Origin of the sequence: Sinorhizobium meliloti, from assembly GCF_017876815.1 — a bacterium.
Classification (GTDB): domain Bacteria; phylum Pseudomonadota; class Alphaproteobacteria; order Rhizobiales; family Rhizobiaceae; genus Sinorhizobium; species Sinorhizobium meliloti.
In genome coordinates, this window is sequence record NZ_JAGIOS010000002.1 from 252,376 (window position 1) to 268,584 (window position 16,209).

Consider the following 16,209-nt stretch of genomic DNA (forward strand, 5'->3'; position numbering starts at 1 on the left):
CCTCTCTCGGGAGAAAATCCTGGGCGGATCGTCGCTACAATCCACCAGTGAACTCCATTTGCCGTTTAGATCATTCCAGGAAAAGCACTTGCGGGCTCAGCCGAGAACCGCCTTTATCTTCTCGGCCGCCTGGTCGAGCGCTTCCTTGGAACTCATCTGCCCGGTAAGCGCCGCCTGGATGGCGTCCTGAATAGCTTTGGAGATCTTCGGCCATGCGGGATGGGGGCCGCGGGGCTTCGCATATTTCAGCTGTTCCACGAAGACCTGGAGAGCCGCGTCCTTTTTCGGCTCGCCGGTCGCCGGGATGGCGATGTCGGAGCGCGGCGGCAGTTGCCCGAAGTCCTTGAACATCCGGTCGTCCTGCGAAACGAAATATTCGAGGACCTTGAAGGCTTCTTCCGGATGCTCGGTATTCGCGAAGACCGCCCAGTTGAAATCGCCCATGGCCGAAGAGCGTTCAGCGCCGACTTCCGGTACGGGCAGCAGCGCTACGCCCCAATCGAACTTCGCTTCCTCGAGCATACGATCGATTTCCCAGGGACCGGAGATCGCCATGGCCGCGTTGCCGGAATTGAAGGTACCGGTGGCGTCCCATTGGCTGCGTGTCAGCGTGTCGGGCGAGGCGAGCTTCTGGTCGATGATCGTTTTCCAGACGTCCAGCGCCTTGACCGCGCCCTCGGCGTTGATGTTGTCGTAACCGCCGCCGGCCATCTGCGCCCAGGGGAGGAACTGGAATGTCCCCTCCTCGTTGGCTTTGGCCGAGAAGGTGATGCCGTAGACGTTCTGAGCCGGGTCGGTCAGCTTGCGCGCCGCCTCGACGAGTTCGTCCCAGGTTTGCGGAGGCTTGTTCGGGTCCAGGCCCTTGGCCTTGAACATGTCCTTGTTGTAGTAAAGGGCGATCGTGTTGGTTGCCTTGGGGACGCCGTAATATTTCCCGTCCCAGGTCACGGAGGCGAGTGGCCCCTTGAAGTAGTTCTCCGGCTTGACGACCGAGGACTTCGCGATCATCTGGCTCAGATCGAGAAATGCACCGCGGGACGCAAAGAGCGCGTGTTCGGGATTGTCGACAGCGATGATGTCCGGCGCCTGCCCCGTCGAATAGGCTCGCATCGCTTCGCTGACCACGTCGTCGAACTGGATCTGCCGATATTCCACTTTAATACCGGTGTTCAGCTTGTTGAAATCTTTTATCAAGTTCGGTGCCGGCTGGATGTCCCGGTCCAGCGACCAGACACTGATCGTTACATCCTCAGCGCTTGCCGAAAAGGCCGGCAAGGAAACACTGGCAAGGGCGAATGCACCCAGCATTGCATATTTACGGATACCCATGGACTCCTCCTCTTTCGGGTTTTTCCGAGGGCCGGCGCCCCCCGTGCCGGCCGTCGTTCATGTCTCAGGCCGGATCGGCGACGAAGTCGCCGCCACGGCAGCCTTTCAGGTAATTCAGAGCGTGCACCTGGCCCGTCATTTCCAGCGCATCGCGGTATACCGGGTCATGCCAGCCTTCGATGTCGATCGAACCGGACCAGCCGGCGAGCCGGAGTTCCGAGATGATGTCGGTCCAATTGCTGTCGCCGAACCCGGGCGTGCGCATGAAGACGAACTTCTCCTTGCCGAAGATGCCGTGCTCGCGGATGACGTCCCAGCGGATCGTCGCGTCCTTACCGTGCACGTGGAATATCTTGGGCGCCCATTTGCGGATCTGCGGCAGCGGGTCGATCAGATAGACCATCTGGTGGCAAGGCTCCCACTCCAGACCGATGTTGTCGTCCGGCGTCTCGTTGAAGATGAGTTCCCAGGCGTCCGGATTGTGAGCGATGTTCCAGTCGCCGGTCGCCCAGTTGCCGTCCATGGCGCAGTTCTCGAAGGCGATCTTTACGCCCTTATCGGCGGCGCGCTGGGCGAGCTCGCGCCAGATCTTGCGGTAGCGCGGCAGACTGTCAGTCAGCGGCCGGTTGCGGATGCGTCCCGTAAAGCCGGCGACGCATGTCGCGCCGAAATGATGGGCGTTGTCGATGCAGTCCTTCCAGCCCTGCAGGCTCTGGAGGTCGATGTCGGTCTCCTCCAGCGGATTGCCGAACATGCCGAGCGTCGAGATCGTGATGTCGCGGTCGCCGATTGCCTCACGGCAGCGCTTGCCGAGCTCGGCAAGATCCTGCCCGTTGGTGGTCTGCCAGAAGAAGGGTTCGAAGCTTTCGAACCCCAGATCGGCGATCTCGCCTATGCGCTTCGCGGCTTCGCCCTTTGTGGCGCTGACCATGGTGCCGACGCGGATGGATTTGGCTGGATTGCTCATCAGATGCCTCACTTCAGATTGTCACGCGTTGCCGGGTGCGGGCGCTTTCGATCGCCGCAAAGACCATGGCAAGGCTGTTGAAATTGTCGTCGCCCGCCGTTTCCGGCTTGGTGCCGGAGCGGACCGCAGCGACGAAATCGGCGATGACGCTGGCATGCCCGTGCGTCTCAAGCGGATCGGCTGCTTCGGGAACTTCGACCGGTACGAGCGGACGGAAGAAGCCCTCGCTGCCGGCGACACGGTTCGCGCTCAGCGCCTCGGCGCCGTCCCAGAGCAGCGTGCCCTTGGTGCCTATAATCCGCCACTCGCTCTCCCAGCTCGTATTGGCGCCTTCGGCACACCAGGAACCGCGATAGGTGAAGGTCACATCGTCGGAAAGCTCGAATATCGCGGTGGCGGCCGCGCCGTGCGCGTACCAGGAGCCCTGCGGGTTTTCTTCGTGGCAATACACGGCGAGCGGTGTCTTATCGGCGATGAACCGGGCGGCATCGAAGGTGTGGATCGCCATGTCGAGAAGCAGCACATGTTCCATCTCCTCGCGAAAGCCGCCAAAATGCGCGCCGATGAAGAAGTCGCAGTGGATGCCCGTCAGATCTCCTATCGCGCCGCTTTCGATGAAGCGACGTATGCGGCGTATGCCGGAGATGAAGCGGCGGTTCTGCACGATTGCATGGATCCTGTCCGCATTCCTGGCGAGTTCGATCAGCTCGCGGGCGGCCTCGAGCGAGGCGGCCATCGGCTTCTCGCTCAGCACGTGACAGCCGTGCCTGAGCGCGGTGGCGACCACGTCGCGGCGCGCAGCAGGTACGACGATGTCGAAAAGGATGTCGGGTGCCGTCTCCGTCAACACCGCATCGAGGTCTGAACCGACAACGGCGCCTTCGATCTCGAACTCCGCCGCGAGCGCACGAGCCGCTTCGGGATTGACGTCGATGAGCCCGACGATCCGGATTGCCGACTGGAGTTCGCGGTCCGCGGCGATCGCCTTGAGCCAACCTTTGGCCATAGCTCCGCACCCGCACAGAACTGCGCGCAAAATCACCATTCTCCTCCCACAAACCTTGGTTTCCGGCTTGTTTCGGCCACCGTAAACGTTTACGGAACTATGCGGACTTTCCGAAACATGTCAATAGGGATTCGGAAAGCTCGGTCGATGAGAGGGAAATCGCGGGCTGCTTATGGCCGCCTGCCCGGTTCAACTTCAAAGTATATCGGTCGCGTTGATTGCGGGTCGGTATGACCGGGTTGACCGGTGATTAGAGAGGAAAAGCGCTTCGCATGAAGGGAATTCGGCGCCTGGCGCAGCATCTCGATATTTCGATCGGAACCGTTTCGCGTGCACTGAACGGCCGCCCCGACGTCAATGAGGAGACTCGCAGGCGTGTCCTGGAGGCGGCTGAAAGGCTCGGTTATGTGGCGAACCAGTCCGGCCGCAGCCTGAGGCAGGGCACCACCAACATCATCGGCTTCATGATGCAGACCGGAACGGAGATCACCGGTCAGGGCGACACGTTCTTCATGAGCGTCTTCGACGGCGTGCAGGCAGTTTTCGCCAGGCACAAGCTCGACCTTGTCGCCCTGCTCTGCTCGTCCGAGGAAGATCCGACCGATTACCTGCGCCGCGTCGTCGCGCGCGGTTTTGCCGACGGGTTGATCCTTTCGGCAACCCGGCGTCACGATCCGCGCATAGAGTTTCTGGCCGAACGCAATATCCCCTTCGTAACGCTCGGCCGAAGCCTGACGGATGCCGGCCGCCCCTGGCTCGACCTCGACTTCGAGGGGATGGCGCAGATCGCCATCGACCGTCTGGTTGCGCGCGGACATCGCCGCATCGCGGTCACCCGTCCGCACGACGATGCCAACCTCGGTTATGTCTTCGTCGACCGCTGCCGCGAAGCGCTTGCCGCGCATGGCCTTCCCCTGGAGGAAGAATTGATCTTCCGATCGACGCCGAACGAGACCGGCGGCTATCAGATCGCGCGCGAACTCCTGGCCATCAAGGACCGGCCGACGGCTGCCCTGCTCGTCAATGAGACGATCGCCATCGGCTTCTACCAGGGCCTCTCCGAAGCGGGCGTCAGGCCGGGCCGCGACATTGCAGTGATCGGGCGCTACAGCCCGCATGCACACTTTCTCTCGCCGCCGCTCACCTGCTTCCGCCTGTCGCTGCGCGACCTCGGCATAGCGCTTGCGGAAACGCTGCTGTCGACGATGCCTGCTTTCAAGGACCATTATCCGCAAGCGCTGGTAAACGCAGTCTGGCCGATGGAGCTGGTCGAGGGCGAAAGCGACGGCTTTCTCGTCAATGGGGACGAAAGTCGCGGCTGACATAAGCCCGGCCGGGGTGGATCATTTTACCGATCCGCAGGTTTGAAGCTTGCTGCATGATTCCTTAAATCGGAGCCGATTGCGGGCCAATGTCATGGAGCACGCAAAGTGCTAGGCGGGTTCTGCGCTTGGACGCACCGCCGCCGTAGCGAACCTGCCGGCTGCAGTCCGGATTGGTGACTGCTCCTGAAAGGAGACCCCATGCGCGGATTTCTCTTCCTACTCGCCGGGCTGTCCGCAACGACGGCCTTTGCCCACGATGCTCCAAGCGGTTGGCAGTATCCGAGCGCCTGCTGTTCAACAATGGATTGCCGCAAGGTCGCGCAGACCGCGATCAGCGAGCGACCGCAAGGCTATATCGTCAGAGCTACTGGCGAAGTCCTCCCCTATGCCGACAGCAGGGTTCGAATGTCGCCGGACGGCGAGTACCACTGGTGCTCTGCGGCGGGCAAAGCCTATGGGAAGACGATCTGCCTGTTTGTACCCCCAAGAGCTTATTGAATACCGACGCGTTGAGGACCGCACTTCTCGTCATGCGGTTCTAGCACCGCGCCCCCGATCGGAGCGCGGTACGATCGCGGCCGGCTTCAGCGGGCGTCCGCCGATCCGGGGCCGCTCTCGAGCGTCGACAGTATCTGGTATGCGGCTTTCACGCGGGCAGGAATCGGGTAATTCCTGTTCGCCAGCATCACGATGCCGATGCGCTCGGCCGGGACGAAGGCTGCATAGGCGCCGAAACCGTTGGTCGAGCCGGTCTTGTTGATCCACAGGTTTTCCTGGGGCGCCGCGGGCGGAACGAGCTTGCTGACCTTGTGCGGCTCGAGCGCCATCCGGCTGGAATTGCCGGCAAGCAGATCGTCGAGCTTCGTCGGATAGGGATACATCTCCCAGCCGAGCCCCTGCGTCATGGCCCCGACCTTGAAGTATCCGGTGTGCGTTGCGGCGATCGCGCGCCGGATCGGCTCGTCCAGGCCCGTTCCATCGATGTTTGCCTCAACGAAGCGGATCAGATCGGCAGCGGTCGTCTTTACGCCGTAGGCTTCCGAGTCGAGAACGCCGCGCGTGACGCGGATCGGCTTGCCGGCTTTCGAATAACCATAGGCATAGTCGTCCGCCCGATCCTGCGGAACGGCTATGAAGGTGCTCGTCAGGCCGAATGCCGGGAATATGCTCTTCTCCATCAGATCGGCGAAAGGCTCGCCCATGCTCTTTGCGGCTAGATAGCCGAAGAGGCCGATGCTCGGGTTCGAGTAAAGCCTGTGCGTCCCGGCGGCATAGGTCGGGCGCCAATCTCTGTAGTAGTCGATCATGCTCTCCTGATCGGTAACGGAATCGGGAAACTGCAATGGCAGTCCGCCGGCGGTATAGGTCCCGAGATTGAGAAGGCTGATGTCGTCAAAACGGGTCCCGGCGAGCGCGGGCAGATATTTGCCGGCAGGATCGGATAGGGCCAGATCCCCACGCGCTTCGGCATAGGATGCGAGCATCGCCGTGAAGGTCTTGCTGACCGAGCCGATCTCGAACATCGTTTCGTCGGTGACCTTCTGCCCGCTCTCTCTCGACGCCAGGCCATAGTTGAAGATGTACTTCTTTCCGCGGACGGTGACCGCGATCGCCATTCCCGGAACGCCATGCTCCCTCATCAGCGGCCGGATCGTCTCGTCCACTAAGCGTGCAAGCTCTCCTTCCTCGCCTCGGTCGGCGGCGTGCGCGCCGGCTCCGCAGCAGAGCAAAGCAGCCGCAGCCATTACGAATTTCGTCGCGGAAAAATGTGTCATGACAGGTGTCCAGACCTCGTGTTCGTGTGGATCTCTGCCGCACGGCGGAATGCGGCCGTCCGTCAGCCCGGATGCGCCTGAGCTACGGCGCGTGCCCGGCGCACAACAACCGGAAGAGGCAAACGGACGAGACATGCATATGAGCCCTGTGCGCATTTCACAAACGACAAGATCTTGCGCGAGCCATTAGAAGAACTTGGGCACTGCACTGCATCCGTCGCCTCCGGACCTGGCTTGTAGAGGCCACGAACACGGCGCTACCTGAGCCCGACACCGGAAACCTAGAAATAGATCGTCATGACGATGTCCTGGTCGAAATCGCCGAAACCCTTGCCGAAGATGTTGAGCCCTCCGGGGTTCTCCGCCTTCTCGTCGATGCCTATCCGGAACCGTATCGAATGATGATCCGGTATGCCGAGGGAATTTATCGTCTGAGTCGACACCATCGCGCCGTCGATCCATGTACCGCGGTCGTCGATGGTCCAGGTCTTGAGCTTGCCGTATTGCGAGCCGCTGAGCTTCCACCAAGCCGGCGAATACATGCCCCGTCGGTCGCCGTAGTCGCCGGGCGACGTCCAGTAGCCGGCCTTGATGCCGTTGATCCAGATGGAGATGTCGGAGGGCCAGTTGGCGTTCGTGGCCGGCGTCTCGGAGCTCAGTTCGGCGGAGAACTCGATCTTGCGGACCGTCCGTCCCGTGACCTTAGCATTGTTCGGAAACTTGTATTCGACATAGCCGCGCGTGAACCAGAGCAGTGCGGCCTGCATGCGCTGCGGATCGAGAAAGACTTCCTGGACGTCGAGCATGCCGATGACGTTGTTGACCGAACAGAGTCCGCAGGGCGCTTCCACCTCGAATTCGGTGAAAAGGCCGATCGGCATGCTGACGGTCACGACGTCGTCTGAAAGATTGGTGCGGTCGTCGAAGCGGATGAGGATCTCGCCGTAGATGCTGGAACAGATCTTCTGATTACCCTTGGTCGCCTTCATCGTATGGGTCTGGATGAGGCCGGCCCTCTCCAGCGACTTGAGGTTGGTTGCCGTCGTCGATTGCGGCAGGCCCATATGGGTCGCGATCTCGTTGACGTTCAGAGGGCCCTTCAGGCGCAGAAGGTTGAGGATCTCGATGCGCGTTGCTGAGCCCAAGGCCTGGACGACATCCGCATCCTTGATCGGGTCCACTGTAAGAAGCTTCGTCTCCATACTCTGCTACTGCCGCTCCGGCTCAGGCGTGATCTGCGCTGATAACACGCCGCTGCGCCAATTGTCGCATTGTTTCGTTTTACGAATTCCGATCCGAGGCGGCCGAAACCGCCGCGGATCGTCGGCTCAGCCCTTGATGCCGGACGACAGCATGAGCGCCTGCGTCACCCTCTTCTGGAAGAGCAGATAGGCGAGCGCGACCGGCATGGCCGCGAGAATGGCGACGGCCATGTCGCGTGCATATTTCACACCGAAGGCGTCGTCGACCTGTGTGATGCCGACGGTCACCGTCATCATCTCCTCCGAATTCGTGACGAGGAACGGCCAGAGGAAGGCGTTCCAGGCCATGATGTAGGTGATGATCGCCAGCGCCGTCGTGATCCCCCAGTTGAGCGGAAGATAAAGCCGGAACAGGATCTGGAAATCGCCGCAGCCGTCGAGCTTTGCCGCCTCGCGCAGTTCCTTCGGCACGGAATCGAAGAACTGCTTGTAGACGATCACGACCACCGGGACGATGAGCTGAGGCAAGATGATGCCGCCCCAGCTGTTGATCAGGCCGAAGCGGTACATCAGCACGAATTGCGAAACGACGAGCGCCTGGGATGGAACCATGAAGCTCGCGAGAATGATCCCGTAAAGGAGCCGCCTTCCCGGAAAGACGATCTGCGACAGCGCATAGGCGCACATGACGCTGATCAGGATCACGACCACGGTGACCGTGATCGAGGTGACGAGCGAGTTCACGTACCAGGTTGCGAGATTGGTCTCGAACAGGGCGAAATAATAGGCCGAGAAGTTGAAGACGTCGGGGATGAAGGTCGTCTTGCTGATAACCTCCTGTTCCGGCTTCATCGACGTCACCGCCGCCCAATAGAGGGGAAAGGCCCACATGCAGGCGACGCACAGGGTAAGAAGCAGAAGAAGGATATTGCCGATGGATTTCCGTTGCATCGCTCAGCGCCCCCTCACGCGCAGAAGCTGGTACTGAAGCACCGATACGGTCACGATGATCAGGAACAGGAAGACCGCCACAGCCGAGCCGAGCCCGCCGTGGTTGAGGCGGAACGCCTCGCGATAGACGAGCTGAAGCAGGACGTAGGTCGAGTTGAAGGGACCGCCTTCCGTCATCAGATAGACCTGATCGAAAATCTTGAGCTGCAGGATGAGTTGCAGTGTCAGGACGAGCGCGGTGACCGGCCAGATCAGCGGCCATGTGATGCGTTTGAAGCATTGCCAGCGCGTCGCGCCGTCGAGCATTGCCGCCTCGTAATAGTCGGTCGGAATATTGCGCAGGCCCGCTATGAAAAGCAGAAGATTGAACCCGTTGGTCCACCAGATGGTGACGAGGGCCACCATGGGCATTGCCCATAAGGGGTCGCGAAAGACACTGATGCGCCTGCCGGTGACGAATTCGATGACATGTTGCGCAATCCCGAACTGCTGGTCGAGTACCCACTCCCAGATCTGCGTGACGACCGAGACCGGCAGGATATAGGGCAGGAAGAACAGCACCAGGATGAGGCTCTGCAGCCAGCCTTTGAGGCGTACGACCATCAGCGCCAGACCGAGACCGATCAGCGTGTTGGGTATGACGGTGAGCACGACGAAATAGCCGGTGTTCCACACCGATGTGAAGAACAGTTTCTGGTTGAGCAGCTTCAGATAATTGTCGAAGCCGACCCACTCGCCTTCGCCGACCAGCGGTGCGTTGGTAAAGCTCAAGGCGAACATCTTATAGACGGGATAGGCGAAGACCGTCAGATAGGTGATCACGAACGGTGTGATCATCAGAACCGCGGTCAGCGTCTTGCTCCGTCTCTCGCTCGTCATCACCGAAATAGTCCTCCCGTGCCGAATTTACGAACCACCGGCCGGCAACGGTGGCCGGCCGGTTCATTGATCTACGCGTTACATCTGGCTCTTCAGTTCTTCACGCATCTGCTCGATGGCATCCGCCGGATCGAGCTGGCCATTCAAGGCAGGCACGATGAAATTCTGCGTCGCCTCGTAGATCGGTCCGCCAACGCCTGCCAGCGGCGAGACAGGATCGAAAACCGCGGTGTCGGCGAGCTTGACGTAGGTCGAATTCGGCTGCATGGCCTTGAATTCGGCGCTTTCGGTTACTGGTTTGTAGGCCGGAATGTGGCCAGCGCCGGCCCAGGAGATGCTGTGTTCGTTCATCCAGGCAATGATCTGGAGAACGGCTTTCAGCTTCTCCGGCGAGATCGGTTTTTCTTCGCTGTTCGGAACGGCAAAGGCATGGGAGTCCGCCCAGGTCGCAGGCTGTCCCATCAGAACCGGGATTTGGATAGCGCCCCATTCGAAGCCGAGATTGTTGTTCTTCTCGAGATCGACCATCGTCGGCACTTCCCAAACGCCGTTGATGTGCATGGCCGCCTTGCCGGAGGTGAAGAGAGCGATCGAAGCCTCATAGGATATGAGCTGCGGCGAATAGCCGGACGAAACCCAGTTGGCCATCGATGTCAGCGCCTTGACGCCGGCCCCCCCCGGCAGGATCTCCTCGCCTTCGATGAATTTGGCGCCCTGCTGAGAAAGGAGCGTGTAGAATACCCGCCACATCGAGCCGCCTTCGTCGGTGTGGAGCGAAAGCGGATATTGGACCTTGCCGGTCGTCTTGATCTTTTCGAGGGCGGCGTTGAAGTTGTCGAGACCGTCCAGGCCCTTCGGCAGGCCGTCGTCCCCGAGCAGGCCCGCCTCCTTCAGGATGTTCTTGTTATAGTAGAGGACAACCGAATGGACATCGAAGGGAACGCCATACGTCTTGCCGTCGCCAGAAGCCGAGTTCCAGCTCGCTTCGACATAGTTTTCCTTCTTGATGCCTGCTGCCTCGAGTTCCTCAGGTGCCAGCGGCCGCAGAACGCCCGAGGGAATGGCAAGCGGGAAGCGCGACAGATGATAGGTCATGATGTCGGGCTGCTGGCCGACGGCGGCCGCCGTCTGAACCTTGCTGTAGAAGGGCACGCCCCATTCAAGCGTAGTCGCGTTGATGCGGATGTCGGGGTGCGTGTCGTTGAACTCCTTGATGAGCGCCTTCATGCGGACGCCGTCGCCGCCGCTGAGGAAGTCCCACCAGGTAATGTCCGTCTGTGCATGGGCAACTGCCGAAGGCAGGATCGCCAGCGCACCCGCAAGGGCAAGTTTCAGTAGCTTCTTCACGTCTCTCTCCTCCTGTTTTGAAGTTCAATCCATCGCCTTTTGCCGCATTGCTCCTCGCCCGGATGTCCTCCCATCCGAAACCGCTTTCAACGGAGCCGCTCGCCGCTTCCCTCGAAGGCGAACATCTCCTCGGGTGCCAAGGTCAGGCGGACCGCCTGCTTGGGTTGCGGCCGCTCCTCACCCCGGCACTCGATAGTCATTTCCTCGCCCGTCACCGTGAGGGCATGCAGGTAGCCGGTCCCGCCGAGTTCCTCGATGAACTCGGCCGTCACGTCCAGGCCAACGCCGCCTTCCCGTTCGCCGAGCGTGATGTGCTCCGGCCTCACCCCGACGAAAATCTCTTCGCCCACGGCGGGACCCGTCCGTGCCGGAATTTCGAACGGAACCCCGGTGGCGTCGTGGAGCTCGATCGTGAGCCTGTCGCCGCTGCCGGGAACGACCCGGGCCTTCAGGAAATTCATCCCCGGCGATCCGATGAAGCCCGCAACGAACATGTTGTCCGGATTTCGATAAAGCTCGAGGGGCGCGCCCGTTTGTTGAACCACGCCTGCCTTCAGCACGACGATCCTGTCCGCCAGCGTCATCGCCTCGACCTGATCGTGGGTGACATAGACCATCGTCGCCCCGATCTGGCGGTGCAGCCGGGCGATCTCCATGCGCATCTTGACCCTGAGCTCGGCATCGAGATTCGAAAGCGGCTCGTCGAAAAGGAAGACCCGCGGCTCGCGCACGATTGCGCGCCCGATTGCGACCCTCTGGCGCTGGCCGCCCGAAAGCTGGCTCGGCTTGCTGTCCAGATAGTCCGAGAGCCGAAGGATTTCCGCGGCTGCCTTGACCTTCTGCTCGATCTCCGCCTTCGGCCGGCGGGCGATGGAAAGGCTGAACGCCATGTTGTCGAATACGGAGAGGTGCGGATAGAGCGCATAGGACTGGAAGACCATGGCGACGCCGCGCTTCGATGGCTCCTTGTGGGTGACGTCCTCGGCATCGATCCTGATTTCGCCGCCGGTCGTCTCCTCCAGCCCCGCGATCATGCGCAACAGTGTCGACTTCCCGCAGCCCGAGGGCCCGACGAAGACAGCGAATTCGCCCTGCCCTATTTCTATATCGACACCATGGATCACCTTCACGGCGCCGAACGACTTGCTGACGCCGGTCAATTTGATTCCGGACATTGAACCTCCCCGATAGTGAATTCTGGCCCGGGCGTCACCCGGCCGCCCGGGCCTGAAAGGCTTATGCAGAAGCGACGGACAAGAGGACGAAGTGGTAGGAGCGCGGCGGCAGCGAGCCGACCAGCGTCCCCGTATCGTCTATCGTGAGTTCCTTGCCGGACTTGGGAACGATGCGGTTCTGATCCTCGACCGAGTTACGCGCCTTCAGGTCGTCGCCCGCGAGCATCTGGTGCTCGACGATCTTCGCCCCCTTGAAGCCCTGAAGATCGACGGTGAGGCCGAGCGGCTCGTCGAGGCTGCGGTTGATCGCGAAGACGGCGATCGACTTGCCGTCCTCGTGCAGCACCGCCGACAGGTCGAGGTAGGGTACGTCCTGAGCCACCTCGCAATCGTAGGTGGGGCCGGACTGCGCGACGGTGAGCGCAGTGCCACGGCCGTATTTCGAGGCATATTGAAGCGGATAGTAGATCGACTGCCGCCAGGCGGGACCTCCGGCCTTGGTGAGGATCGGCGCGATGACATTGACGAGCTGTGCCATGCAGGCGATCTTGACGCGGTCCGATCTCCGGATGAAGACGTTCAGCAGAGAGCCGACGAAGATCGCATCCTCGAGATTGTAGAGCTCTTCCAGCAGCGGCGGCGCTTCCGGCCAGTCCCAGCTGGCAATCCGCTCGCCATCCTCCTTGCGGTCGTGATACCAGACGTTCCACTCGTCGAAGCAGATCTTGACGTCGCGCTTCGAACGCTTCTTCGCCTTGATGTAGTCGATCACGCCGCCGATCGTCACGATGTACCGGTCCAGTTCGATCGCCTTGGCATAGTAATTGAGGGTGTCCTGCTCCTCGTTGCCGAAATATTTGTGCAGCGAGATGTAGTCGACGCTGTCGTAGCTGGCCTCGAGAACCGTCGCCTCCCATTCCGGGTAGGTCTTCATCTTGTCGTTCGAGGAGCCGCAGACGACGGTCTCCAGCGTCTTGTCGAAATACTTGAAGGCCTTGCTTACCTCGTTGGCGAGATGGCCGTATTCGGCCGCACTCTTGTGACCGACCTGCCAAGGTCCATCCATCTCGTTACCCAGGCACCAGATGCGCACATTGTGCGGCTCCTTGTAGCCATGCTTTGAGCGCAGATCGCTCCAATAGGTGCCGCCGGGATGATTGCAGTATTCGAGGAAGTTGCGAGCGTCGTCGAGACCGCGCGAACCGAGATTCATCGCCAGCATCATCTCGGTACCCGCGAGCTTCGCCCAATCGGCGAACTCATTGACCCCAACCTGGTTGGTTTCGCGCGTGCGCCAGGCAAGATCGAGGCGCACCGGACGCTCCTCGCGCGGCCCGATCCCGTCCTCCCAGCGGTAAGCGGAAACGAAGTTGCCGCCGGGATAGCGGACGATCGGCATATCGAGATCCCGCACCATATCCAAAACATCGGTTCGAAAGCCGTCCTTATCCGCGTTTTCGTGGCCGGGCTCATAGATGCCCGTATAAACGGCACGGCCCATGTGCTCCAGGAACGAGCCGTATACCCGCTTGTCGACGGACGAGATTGTATATTCCCGATTAAGGGTAGCCTTCGCTCGCATGATGTTTCCTCATTTATTGAAGTCGATTTTGGATGAAGCTAAATTGTATGATTTTTTATTTCAAGAGTTTTGTTTTATATCAAAATTTCCGATACACATGGTGCAGCTTGCGCGTTTTTTTGGGTTTTATCCTGCCGGAATCCGGAAGTGCACGGCGTTTCGCTGAGGCCCGCGGAACGATCCCCCGGCCAACCGATTAGACGGCTAAGGGCCCCTGCGATTGTGTGGCGCTGCCGCAACTGTCATGATGGAACGGCGCATCCTCAGCGGGCCTGAGAACTGGACGGAGCATAACGCTCATGGCTTGGTCCTTCAGCATCGGAACGATTGCCGGCACGGCAATTCGCGTGCACGTGACCTTCGCGCTGCTTCTGATCTGGATATGGTTGATGCACTACCGGATCGGCGGGACACCGGCTGCGATGGAGGGGATTGCTTTTATCGTCGCCGTCTTCGTCTGCGTCGTGCTCCACGAGTTCGGCCACATCGCCGCGGCGCGGCGTTTCGGGATCAAGACGCCGGACATAACGCTGCTGCCGATCGGCGGCGTCGCCAGACTCGAGCGCATGCCGGAAGAGCCCGGCCAGGAATTCGTGATCGCCATCGCCGGCCCTCTGGTCAATGTGGCGATTGCCGCGGTGCTCATCGCCATCCTCGGCAGCTCGGGCATGGAGCAGATAGCGGGCGTCGAAGACCCCCAGAGCGGATTTCTGGCAAGGCTCGCCGGCGTCAATGTTTTCCTCGTGATCTTTAATATGATTCCCGCCTTCCCAATGGACGGCGGCCGCGTGTTGCGGGCCGCACTCGCCTCGCGGCTCACCTGGTCGCGTGCGACCCAGATCGCCGCAACGATCGGCCAGGGCCTTGCCTTCGTCTTCGGCTTCGTCGGCCTGTTCTACAATCCTCTGCTTATCTTCATCGCCATCTTCGTCTATCTGGCCGCAACGGCGGAAGCCCAGAACGCTCAGATCCGCGAGATCTCCGGCAGCGTGATGATCTCAGATGTGATGATCACCGAATTCGCGACCCTCGACCGCTCGGCGACCATCGACGACGCCATCGACACGCTGCTTGCCACCACGCAGCGCGAATTTCCGGTGGTCGATGCCGCGGGCCACTTCGAGGGACTGCTGACGCGCGACGACATGATCCGCGCTCTGAAGGAGAAAGGCCCGTCGACACCGGTGGTCGCCGCGATGCGCCGCGGCCTCCCGACGATCCATCATCGCAAACGCCTCGAGGAAAGCCTGCGGCTCATGCAGGAATCCCATTCGCCGGCCATCGCCGTCCTGGACGGCTCCAACCACCTCGTCGGGCTGATGACGCACGAAACGATCGGCGAGATGATGATGGTGCGTGCGGCCGCCCCGGGCCGCGTCCGGTTCGGCCACCTGCGGCAGACCGGAAGCCGAAGCTGAGCCCGAACGTGGATGGAACCGAATCGGCGTTCCGGAGTTCGGGCACAACCCTACGGCGCCGCGGGCCTTCGCAAGACACGCAAAATCGAGGAACCTGCAGCAGACAAATCGGATCAACTCAATGCTCGTGACGGTAGAAGTTCTCACGATCGTCCTGGTCGCGATAGCAACGGCATTGGCCCTTGCCCATGCGCTCGAATTGCCGGGCAAATTGCGATTGCCTAGGGACGTGTATCAGGCGATCCAGGCAATCTACTATCCGGGATTCACCATCGGGGGCGCGGCAGAGCCGGCGGCGCTGCTTCTGACTGCCGCTCTCCTCTTTCTCATGCCGAGCGGGACGGCGGCCTTCTGGCTGACAGTCGGCGCATTCGCCGGATTGCTGGCGATGCATGCCGCGTACTGGATCCTGACGCACCCGGTGAACAACTTCTGGCTCAAGGATACGCAACTGGGAGGAACGGGCGCCCGCTTTTTCGCTTTCGGCGCCCCTCGCGCTTCTGCTGCCGCGGACAAGGAGGACTGGACCGCCCTGCGGGACCGCTGGGAGCGGTCCCACGTTGTGCGGGCCGTTCTCGGCCTCGTAAGCCTCGTATTGCTCGCAACGGCGATAGCTCTCTGAGCACTGCGCTATGTGCCACCACCAAGGCGCGGTGCCAGCAGGGCGATCGAAATCGACCCGAAGCCGAGGACCTTCAACGCGGCAACGACCATGTGGCCCGTCTCCCATCTAAGGCGTACCGCTTCGAAGTCCGGCGGTATCGGGCCCGGTTTCCAGGTGGCCAGGATCGCGTTTGCCGGAGCGACGAGCGTGAACCACGCCGCCAGCCCTCCAGCGAAAAAAGCAGCGCCGGCGAGGGCGAACCAGAAAGCCGGCCGCTCATTGGCGAGCAGGTAGGAAAGAAAGCACGCCGCAAGTATCGTCGTCACGTCGAGCGGCCCGCCGACCTTTGCAAAAAGCACGAATTGGCCGTTGAAGACGGTTGCCTCGCGCCAGAGTTCCGGCGCCCAGACGAACAGCCGGGGCGGCGCCTCCAATACATGGGCAAAGGAGGGGCCGAGGCTGAGAGCGGCGAGCAGCAGCGATACCAAGCCTGTAAGATAAACGACCATTTCCCGCCTGTACCCATGTCATCGGCAGCCTGACCTACAACTTTGGCGATGGGCAAGTGTTCCAGAAAAAGAGAGACTATGCCGCTCTCGCCAATCTCACGGAATGTTGTTGAGAGAGGCCTCACTGCAGCCGCCTATGT

General features: G+C 61.0%; 15 protein-coding genes. 4 read left to right on the forward strand and 11 right to left on the reverse strand.

The features are described 5' to 3' along the window. Positions 1 to 96 precede the first annotated feature (96 nt). The 3 genes from JOH52_RS20075 to JOH52_RS20085 form a co-directional block, all read right to left on the reverse strand. Entirely contained in the window at positions 97 to 1,329 is a 1,233-nt protein-coding gene (locus JOH52_RS20075) for an ABC transporter substrate-binding protein (RefSeq protein WP_013850587.1), read from the reverse strand. Between the two features lie 64 nt (positions 1,330 to 1,393). Continuing rightward, positions 1,394 to 2,296: a sugar phosphate isomerase/epimerase family protein gene (locus JOH52_RS20080; RefSeq protein ID WP_010975878.1), complete on the reverse strand. Its 903-nt coding sequence runs from the start codon at positions 2,294 to 2,296 to the stop codon at positions 1,394 to 1,396. 13 nt (positions 2,297 to 2,309) lie between these two features. Then, complete coding sequence (locus JOH52_RS20085; RefSeq protein WP_017263558.1) at positions 2,310 to 3,341, reverse strand: Gfo/Idh/MocA family protein; 1,032 nt, start codon at positions 3,339 to 3,341, stop codon at positions 2,310 to 2,312. Positions 3,342 to 3,574: 233 nt separating this feature from the next. Between JOH52_RS20085 and JOH52_RS20090 the strand changes: the two genes are divergently transcribed. Together JOH52_RS20090 and JOH52_RS20095 are read left to right on the forward strand one after the other, a co-directional pair. After that, on the forward strand, positions 3,575 to 4,624 hold the full coding sequence (locus tag JOH52_RS20090) for a LacI family DNA-binding transcriptional regulator (RefSeq protein ID WP_010975880.1): 1,050 nt from the start codon (positions 3,575 to 3,577) through the stop codon (positions 4,622 to 4,624). A 201-nt stretch (positions 4,625 to 4,825) separates the two neighbouring features. Further along, positions 4,826 to 5,125, forward strand: coding sequence for a hypothetical protein (locus JOH52_RS20095; RefSeq protein WP_004434550.1), 300 nt, complete (start codon positions 4,826 to 4,828; stop codon positions 5,123 to 5,125). Positions 5,126 to 5,211: 86 nt separating this feature from the next. On the opposite strand, the gene ampC is transcribed toward JOH52_RS20095, so the two are convergent. From ampC to arfA, 7 genes are all read right to left on the reverse strand, one after another. After that, positions 5,212 to 6,402, reverse strand: a complete 1,191-nt coding sequence (gene ampC, locus JOH52_RS20100; RefSeq protein WP_014527113.1) for a class C beta-lactamase — start codon at positions 6,400 to 6,402, stop codon at positions 5,212 to 5,214. A gap of 281 nt (positions 6,403 to 6,683) precedes the next feature. Further along, positions 6,684 to 7,604 carry an ArsR/SmtB family transcription factor gene (locus JOH52_RS20105; RefSeq protein ID WP_010975882.1) on the reverse strand — a complete coding sequence of 307 codons (921 nt, stop codon included), beginning with the start codon at positions 7,602 to 7,604 and terminating at the stop codon, positions 6,684 to 6,686. A 126-nt stretch (positions 7,605 to 7,730) separates the two neighbouring features. After that, positions 7,731 to 8,555: a carbohydrate ABC transporter permease gene (locus tag JOH52_RS20110; RefSeq protein ID WP_004434537.1), complete on the reverse strand. Its 825-nt coding sequence runs from the start codon at positions 8,553 to 8,555 to the stop codon at positions 7,731 to 7,733. A 3-nt stretch (positions 8,556 to 8,558) separates the two neighbouring features. Then, positions 8,559 to 9,434: a carbohydrate ABC transporter permease gene (locus tag JOH52_RS20115; RefSeq protein WP_010975883.1), complete on the reverse strand. Its 876-nt coding sequence runs from the start codon at positions 9,432 to 9,434 to the stop codon at positions 8,559 to 8,561. Positions 9,435 to 9,512: 78 nt separating this feature from the next. Beyond that, entirely contained in the window at positions 9,513 to 10,781 is a 1,269-nt protein-coding gene (locus tag JOH52_RS20120; protein ID WP_014530350.1) for an ABC transporter substrate-binding protein, read from the reverse strand. An 86-nt stretch (positions 10,782 to 10,867) separates the two neighbouring features. Continuing rightward, positions 10,868 to 11,956, reverse strand: coding sequence for an ABC transporter ATP-binding protein (locus tag JOH52_RS20125; RefSeq protein ID WP_141333318.1), 1,089 nt, complete (start codon positions 11,954 to 11,956; stop codon positions 10,868 to 10,870). Positions 11,957 to 12,017: 61 nt separating this feature from the next. After that, the gene (arfA, locus tag JOH52_RS20130) at positions 12,018 to 13,538 is read right to left on the reverse strand and encodes an arabinosylfuranosidase ArfA (RefSeq protein WP_014530349.1); all 1,521 of its coding nucleotides are present in this window, start codon (positions 13,536 to 13,538) and stop codon (positions 12,018 to 12,020) included. Positions 13,539 to 13,837: 299 nt separating this feature from the next. On the opposite strand from arfA, the gene JOH52_RS20135 reads away from it, so the two are divergent. Both JOH52_RS20135 and JOH52_RS20140 read left to right on the forward strand, forming a co-directional pair. Next, positions 13,838 to 14,956, forward strand: a complete 1,119-nt coding sequence (locus JOH52_RS20135; protein WP_014530348.1) for a site-2 protease family protein — start codon at positions 13,838 to 13,840, stop codon at positions 14,954 to 14,956. Positions 14,957 to 15,077: 121 nt separating this feature from the next. Next, positions 15,078 to 15,578, forward strand: coding sequence for an anthrone oxygenase family protein (locus JOH52_RS20140; protein WP_014530347.1), 501 nt, complete (start codon positions 15,078 to 15,080; stop codon positions 15,576 to 15,578). Between the two features lie 8 nt (positions 15,579 to 15,586). Here the strand turns inward: JOH52_RS20140 and JOH52_RS20145 are convergent, their stop codons facing one another. After that, complete coding sequence (locus tag JOH52_RS20145) at positions 15,587 to 16,069, reverse strand: hypothetical protein (protein ID WP_010975890.1); 483 nt, start codon at positions 16,067 to 16,069, stop codon at positions 15,587 to 15,589. Positions 16,070 to 16,209: the final 140 nt, after the last annotated feature.